Source organism: Desemzia sp. FAM 23989 (assembly GCF_045528345.1).
Lineage (GTDB): Bacteria > Bacillota > Bacilli > Lactobacillales > Carnobacteriaceae > Desemzia.
The window spans coordinates 40,495-48,671 of record NZ_JBGQQT010000021.1 but is presented as its reverse complement, the minus strand read 5'-3'; the positions used below and the strand labels follow the sequence as shown (position 1 = coordinate 48,671).

Here is an 8,177-nt window from a genome sequence, read left to right as displayed (position 1 = left end):
ACGAAGCTGAACAAACAGCTTAAGACTAATTTTAACAAATTCGGTCACATTAATGCAAGCTTTTGCGAAGTAAAAGCTTGCATTAATGTGAGCCTTGGTTTTAGGACATTTTAACTTTCGCTTGACACAACTAAATGTCGTGATACACGTTATACGCATGAAAAGTACTTTCTCCCAAAAAAATTAAGGTCTTCTTTTTAAACCGCTCTCTTAATGAGTAGGGGCGTCTCTATGAGGTGAAATTTCCTCCGGGATGGACGGGTTTGCTTGTGGAAAGCCATGGGACCGTCTGGAGCCTGTAGTCTCCAGACTTTCAAGCTTCAAACGGAATCGTAATCGCTGAAGCGCCAACGCTCTCTAATTCACATTTCATCCTTGACATGGCTACAAGCAACCCCTATTCCTCCAGAAATATCACGGGTTTCAAACGAGTCACAGCTTAAAAAGCGTGTCTAAACATTTCGGGAAGTTCAAAGAAAGCAGGTCTATCTCATAATGAAGACCGAAGTCTTTCACTTCACTCAACAGATGGAAAATCTCGTTCATGTCGCCCGTCTCCGCATTTTTCTTTTAGCAGAGCCGAGAGCATTCGTAATCTTATTTTTTATTTAAATTTTTTCATACGTATGATGTGGTCGTGATACTTCATTGATTTAGTCCAGAATAGTGTTCCAATATAAACGGTAAAAAAAGAGGACTGAATTTCGATATTCAGCCCTCTTTCTTTCTATACATGATTAATCTATTCTTCTGTATCTGCGTCTTCAGATTCAATCTCTTCAGCCATTTCTTCTTCTGAAAGAATTTCGATTTCACCATCTGAACCATTGATTACTTCGCTGGTATTTTCAGTATCTGCTGACAACTCTTCCTCTTCTTCCGGTTCTACTTTCGCCATAGAAGAAACTATCACGCCATCTGCTAGGCGCATCAAACGAACGCCTAATGTTGCACGTCCAGTTTGAGAAATAGTTCCTACGCCAATACGGATAATAATACCGGAGTTGGTGATCAGCATGACATCTTCTTTTCCGTTAACTGTAGTTAAACCCACTAATTCACCATTTTTCTCAGTAATATTAGCTGTTTTGACCCCTTTACCTCCGCGTCCGCGAATAGCATATTCGCTTGCAGCAGTACGTTTACCGTATCCTTTTTCAGTAATGATCAATACTTCAGAGTCTTCTTTCAGTAGATCCATACCGACTACGTAATCATCTTCTGCTACGCGAATACCACGAACTCCTCGGGCAGTACGTCCCATATTACGAACTTTGCTTTCATGGAAGCTTACTGCTAGTCCTTCATGAGTTCCAATAATGATGTTTTGGTTTCCATCAGTTACAGAAACTGTCATCAGTTCATCATCTTCATTTAGCGAGATAGCTTTCAAACCATTGCTGCGAATATTTGCAAATTCTGTTACAGCTGTCCGTTTAACCGTCCCTTTTCGAGTAGTAAAGAAAAGATATAACCCTTCTTCTGCTTCTCCTCGTACGTTGATGATAGCTTGGATGCTCTCTCCAGAATCAATGCCAAGTAAATTGATTGCTGGTATTCCTTTGGCAGTACGACCATACTCTGGAATCTCATACCCTTTAGACCGGTATACTTTTCCATTATTGGTAAAGAACAGCAATGTATCGTGAGTTGAACAAGATACTAAGGTTTCGATGAAATCATCATCGTGTACTCCCATACCCTGAACTCCGCGTCCGCCACGATTTTGGATTTTAAACTCAGAACTAGGAAGACGTTTAATATAACCATTGTTAGTTAATGTAATAACACTATTTTCTTCTTCGATTAAATCTTCATCTTCAATGCTCAACAATTCGCCTACTAGTAATTCAGTACGACGTTCATCTCCAAATTTAGCTTGAACCTCAGCCAATTCATCTTCAATGATCTTATGAATTCGTTCAGGTCTGGCTAGTATGTCAGCTAAATCGGCAATTAATGAAGACAACTCTAAATATTCGCCTTCAATTTTTTCACGTTCTAATCCAGTTAAACGGACCATACGCATATCTAAAATAGCTTGAGATTGTTTATCCGATAAATCGAAACGACTGATCAATGTTTGTTTAGCTAAATCAGCTGTTTGTGAACTGCGGATAATAGAAATAATTTCATCTATATGATCCAAAGCAATTCTTAAACCTTCTAAAATATGTGCTCTAGCTTCAGCTTTTTTCTTGTCAAAAGCTGTTCTTCTGCGAATAACGATTTCTTGGTGTTTTAAATATTCTTCAAGGATACTCTTCAAGCCAAGAACTTTTGGTTCACCATTCACAATAGCCAGCATGTTAAATCCAAAAGAAGTTTGCATAGAGGTCATCTTATACAAGTTATTTAATACTACACTCGCACTCACATCTCTTCGTACATCAATAACAATACGCATTCCATCACGGTCAGATTCATCCGCTAAGTCCGTGATTCCTTCTAACCGTTTCTCACGAGCTAATTCAGCGATGCGAGATACTAAGCGAGCTTTGTTGACCATATAAGGGATCTCAGAAACAATGATGCGTTCTCGTCCATTTTTTAATATTTCAATGTCCACTTTAGCCCGTAATGTAATTGAGCCTCTTCCAGTTTCGTAAGCTTTTCTGATTCCTGATTTTCCTATGACTAGACCGCCTGTTGGAAAGTCAGGACCAGGAACAGCTTCCATCAAGTCGGCTGTAGTAGCTTCTGGATTCTCCATCAAAATTTGCAAACCTGAAATGATTTCAGTTAAGTTATGCGGCGGGATATTTGTTGCCATCCCAACAGCAATACCTGTTGCTCCATTTACCAGTAAGTTTGGAAAGCGTGCAGGTAAAATCTCAGGCTCTCGTTCAGTACCGTCGTAGTTATCTATGAAGTCAATCGTATCTTTGTTGATATCTCTCAACATTTCCGTAGCTAATTTTGCCATACGTGCTTCAGTATAACGCATCGCCGCAGCGCCGTCACCATCGACGGAACCAAAGTTTCCATGTCCATCTACTAAAGGATAACGGTAACTAAAATCTTGTGACATCCGTACCATAGATTCATAGATCGCACTATCTCCATGAGGATGGTATTTCCCCATAACATCTCCTACAATACGTGCGGATTTTTTGTGTGCTTTATCTGGAGTTACTCCCAGCTCATTCATTCCATATAAAATACGACGGTGCACTGGTTTTAGTCCATCACGAACATCTGGTAATGCTCTAGCAACAATAACACTCATAGCATAATCAAGGAATGACGTACGCATTTCTTTTGACAAATTAATATCTTCTATTTTTCTATCGTAATTATTTTCTGTCATTTTTTCCCCTCCTTGATTAAATGTCTAAGTTCTGAACATATTTAGCATTGGTCTCAATAAAATCACGTCTGGGTTCTACTCGGTCACCCATCAACATATCTAAAACTTTATCTGCATCCGCTGCATCTTCTACCGTTACCCGCAACATTCTTCGGTGCTCAGGATTCATTGTTGTATCCCATAATTGTTCAGCATCCATCTCTCCAAGTCCTTTATAACGTTGGATAGAAGGTCGTGGACTAGCAGGAATCTCTTTCAAATAATTCTCTAGTTCTTCATCACTATCTAAATAGACTTCTTTTTTCCCTTGTTTTACTTGATACAAAGGTGGTTGAGCAATATAAACATAGCCCGCTTCTACGACTGGACGCATAAAACGATAGAATAAAGTTAAGAGTAATGTACGAATATGAGCGCCATCAACATCGGCATCGGTCATAATCACTAATTTATGGTAACGCGCTTTAGACACATCAAATTCTTCTCCAAAACCAGTCCCCATAGCTGTAAATAATGAACGAATCTCTTCATTCGCTAAAATACGATCTAATGAGGCTTTTTCAACGTTCAATATTTTACCACGAATCGGTAAAATGGCTTGGAAGATACGTGAACGGCCTTGTTTAGCAGAACCGCCCGCTGAATCCCCCTCAACGATGAATAATTCGCTGATTTCTGGATTTTTACTTGAACAGTCTGCTAATTTACCAGGTAAATTGCTGATCTCCAGTCCACTCTTCTTACGCGTCACTTCTCTTGCTCGTTTAGCAGCTAAACGAGCTTTTGCCGCCAGTAAACCTTTCTCAACGATTTTTTTAGCCGTTTGCGGATTTTCCATCAAAAAGCGGTCAAAATGTGTAGAAAATAGGCGATCTGTTATAGTACGAGCTTCAGAATTTCCTAATTTTGTTTTTGTTTGTCCTTCAAATTGAGGATCCGGATGTTTGATAGAGACTACTACTGTTAATCCTTCACGTACATCGTCCCCGCTCAAATTGTCTTCGTTATCTTTCATCAATTTGTTTTTACGAGCGTAATCATTTACAACACGTGTCAAAGCTGTTTTGAACCCTGACTCATGTGTTCCACCTTCATAGGTATGGATATTGTTCGCAAAACTCATTAAATTAGAATGGTACCCGTCTGTATGCTGCATAGCAACTTCAACCGCGATACCTTCTTGTTCGCCTTCCAAGAAAATCGGTTCTGGATAAATAACCTCTTTATTTTCATTTAAAAACTCAACGTAACTTTTAATTCCGCCTTCATAAAAGTAATCGTATTTTTCTTGATCTGGATTGCGTTTGTCTTCGATTGATATAGACAAACCTCGATTTAAAAAGGCTAATTCACGAACGCGAATAGCTAATTTATCAAAATCAAATGTAGTTGTTTCTGTAAAAATCGTTGGATCCGGCATAAAATGAACGGTTGTTCCATGGCGATCAGTGTCTCCAATGATTTCTAAATCATTCATTACTGCTCCGCGCTCAAAAGCTTGGTGGTATATTTTTCCATCTTTATGAATATAAACATCTAAAGCAGAAGATAACGCATTAACAACAGAGGAACCTACCCCATGTAGACCACCTGAAACTTTGTATCCTCCACCGCCGAACTTTCCTCCAGCATGCAAAATGGTAAATACTGTTTCAACTGCTGGACGACCGGTTTTTTCTTGAATATCTACTGGAATCCCACGTCCATTATCCACAACAGTGATACTGTCATCCGCTTCAATAGTAATATCAATTTCATCCGCAAATCCTGCTAGAGCTTCATCGATCGAATTATCTACGATCTCCCATACTAAATGGTGTAAACCTTCTTTACTTGTTGAACCAATATACATACCAGGGCGTTTACGTACAGCTTCTAATCCTTCTAATACTTGGATTTGGCTTGCATTATAGTCCTTTGCAAGATCAGCTCTGCTTCTCATTTCCTCTGCCACGCTTATTCACTCTCCATTTCTACTTGTCCTTGATCGATATTAAAAACTCTTGGAGCTTCGATAAGGTTTTTCTCAATGCCATCTAAACTAGTGGTTGTTAAAAAAGTTTGTACTTTATTTTGAATCGCTTTTAATAAATGAGTTTGTCTGCTGTCATCTAATTCAGACAACACATCATCTAACAACAATACAGGATACTCACCGGTCATTTCCTGCATCAAATTGATCTCCGCCAGTTTTACACTCAGTGCAGTCGTTCGTTGTTGTCCTTGTGATCCATACGTCTGGACATTTTTTCCGTTGACATAAAACTTTAAATCATCTCGATGTGGACCAGTAAGCGTTGTACGTTGTTCTAATTCTCTTGTTTGGTTTGCTTTATACGTATCCATCAGATGGATATAATTAGCATCCTTATCAGTTGGATTCTCTAAAGGAACACTGGAATGATAGTGTATTTCCAGCACTTCTTTTTGTTTAGAGATCTCTTGATGGATAGTTTGAGCCCAATTTTGCAATTGTTCGACAAATAAAAAGCGCTCCGCCAAAATCGAAGCTCCGTGGGCAGCCATTTGTTCAGTTAACACTTCTAAAAAGGTTAAATCTGAAGCTTGTTTCATACTCAACTGTTTTAAATACAGATTCCGCGACTTTAACAAGTGCTGGTACTCTACTAAATGGTGCAAATAAACGGGATTCATTTGTCCCAGTTCCATATCCACAAATTTACGCCGCACAGAAGGAGAACCTTTCACTAGAGACAAATCTTCCGGGGCAAATAAAATCACATTCAAATTTCCGATATAAGAGCTCAACTTTTTCTGCTCTAAATGGTTGAATCTCGCTTGCTTGCCTTTTTTGGACAAAACGATTTCCAAGGGAAAAGAAGAATTCTTTTTCTGGACTCTGCCGCTGATTTTAGCAAAATCTTTTTCCCATTGAATCAGTTCTTTATCACTTGAAGTCCGATGGCTTCTAGCCATCGCAAGAACATAGATAGCTTCCATCAAATTGGTCTTTCCTTGAGCATTTTCTCCCAAAAAAACATTGATTCCATTTGAAAAAGTTACCTCAGCATCTGCATAATTTCGATAATTCGTCAGTTTCATTTCATTGATATACATTAGCGCGATTCCTCAGAAAGTTCTTCTGAAGATTCATGTTGAATAAAATACGTTCCTTCACCTGGAATTTCTACGATCGATCCAGGAAAAATCTTCTTGCCTCTGCGATTTTCCAACTCATTGTCTAAAAAGACACTGTTTTCTGCTAAAAAATGTTTAGCCATGCCGCCGCTTGAAATAATATCGACATGTTTCAGCAATTGTCCTAATGTAATATATTCGCTGTCTATTAAGACCGTTTCTTTCATCTTGTCACCTGCTTTTCAATAAAATAAGCGTGGAACGTAAAAATCCACGCAAATCTCTTTTATGTCTTGGTTTTATTATACTCCTTTTTCGGCTATTTTACAAATTTATCTTAAAATAAACGTGTTTCTTTCGTTTTTACCTAAAAAACGTCTAAACTACCTAAATGGACCGAAAATAGCTAGAAACGAAAAATTTGCCTATATAAATCTATGCACATAAAAAAACACAGTCTGAGATAAAAAGTCTCGAACTGTGTTTTTTTTAATTATTTGATTGATAAATATGCAACAAAATCGGTTTGCTTTAAGTTTTGTGTGTTTATAACCGTCTTACGCAAAGCCCTTAAAATGTGCGTACTGGCGTAATCAGTTGAACAAATTCTTTTCCGTCTTCCGATGGCACGATGACAAATGGGCGGATTGGAGATGTAAATTTAATCAAAATATCTGATTGTCCAAATGTTCTTAGTGCATCTTTCATATAATCCGGATTAAATGATAGTTCGATTGCTTCCCCTTCAAATGATTGAAAGTTGATTTCTTCTTGGACATTTCCAATTTCAGGAGAATTTCCAGAAATTTCCACTCTATCTTTTGATACAGCTAGCTTAACGACATTGTTTTTTCCTTCATGAGAAAGAAGCGAAGCACGTTCAATAGACCCAAGTAAAGAATTCGCATTAAAAACAACACTTGTAGAAGATGTATCAGGAATCAAACGTTGTGTTTCAGGATAAATCCCTTCTAACAATCGTGTATAAAAATATAAATTCTCTGTTTTAAACAATACCTGATTTTCGGTGATCATCATTTCAGCAGTTTCGGCATCTTCTTCTAGAATTTTAGAAAGTTCCGTTAAACTTTTTCCAGGAATAATGATTTTGTATTTCTGTTGTGCTTGTTCTTCACTCATTGTCAAAGGGATGATCCGTTGACTTAAACGGTGGCTGTCTGTTGCTACAGCAGATAATGTTTGGTTTTCGATAACGATATTGACCCCTGTCAAAATTGGGCGGCTTTCATGAGTAGACGTTGCAATAACCGTTTGTGAGATCACTTGTTTGAATAAATTAACATTCAAAATAAAAGATTCATTGCTGTCAATAACTGGTAAATGTGGGTAATTATTTGGATCCAGTCCATTGATCGTAAATGAAGCTGATGCTGAAGTGATTTGTGTTTGGAAATGATCCAATACTTCAATAGTCATTTTGTCATCTGGTAATTTTCGAACGATTTCGTTGAAGAAACGGGCTTGAAGAATAATACCCCCTGTTTTTTCAATGTTCAATTGATTTTTGTCATCTTCAACAGGGATAAAAGCTTCAATTGAAATATCTGAATCGCTACCTGTTAAGGTAAGTCCTTCTTGGGAAGCAATGATTTTAACACCTGTAAGAATAGGGATCGTTGTTTTTGACGAAATAGCTCTTTGTACGTCAGCTAAGTTGTTTAAAAAAGCACTTCGATGAATTGTAAATTTCATAAATTAACCTCCGACTGTTTAGTTTTAATAGAGTAATTACTTTAGTAATAGTAGT

The 8,177-nt window shown here is 37.8% G+C and carries 5 protein-coding genes; all 5 read right to left on the bottom strand.

Features of this window, described 5'->3' with window-relative positions; all coding sequences use genetic code 11:
• Positions 1-742: 742 nt before the first annotated feature.
• Positions 743-3,310: a DNA gyrase subunit A gene (gene gyrA, locus ACEN36_RS10935; protein WP_407126579.1), complete on the bottom strand. Its 2,568-nt coding sequence runs from the start codon at positions 3,308-3,310 to the stop codon at positions 743-745.
• A 16-nt stretch (positions 3,311-3,326) separates the two neighbouring features.
• On the bottom strand, positions 3,327-5,252 hold the full coding sequence (gene gyrB / locus ACEN36_RS10930) for a DNA topoisomerase (ATP-hydrolyzing) subunit B (protein WP_407097298.1): 1,926 nt from the start codon (positions 5,250-5,252) through the stop codon (positions 3,327-3,329).
• A 14-nt stretch (positions 5,253-5,266) separates the two neighbouring features.
• Complete coding sequence (gene recF / locus ACEN36_RS10925; protein WP_407103055.1) at positions 5,267-6,388, bottom strand: DNA replication/repair protein RecF; 1,122 nt, start codon at positions 6,386-6,388, stop codon at positions 5,267-5,269.
• Positions 6,388-6,636: a S4 domain-containing protein YaaA gene (gene yaaA / locus ACEN36_RS10920; RefSeq protein ID WP_407097267.1), complete on the bottom strand. Its 249-nt coding sequence runs from the start codon at positions 6,634-6,636 to the stop codon at positions 6,388-6,390. Before yaaA ends, recF begins: the two co-directional genes overlap by 1 nt.
• A gap of 343 nt (positions 6,637-6,979) precedes the next feature.
• Positions 6,980-8,122, bottom strand: coding sequence for a DNA polymerase III subunit beta (dnaN, locus tag ACEN36_RS10915; RefSeq protein ID WP_407097268.1), 1,143 nt, complete (start codon positions 8,120-8,122; stop codon positions 6,980-6,982).
• Between the last annotated feature and the right edge of the window lie 55 nt (positions 8,123-8,177).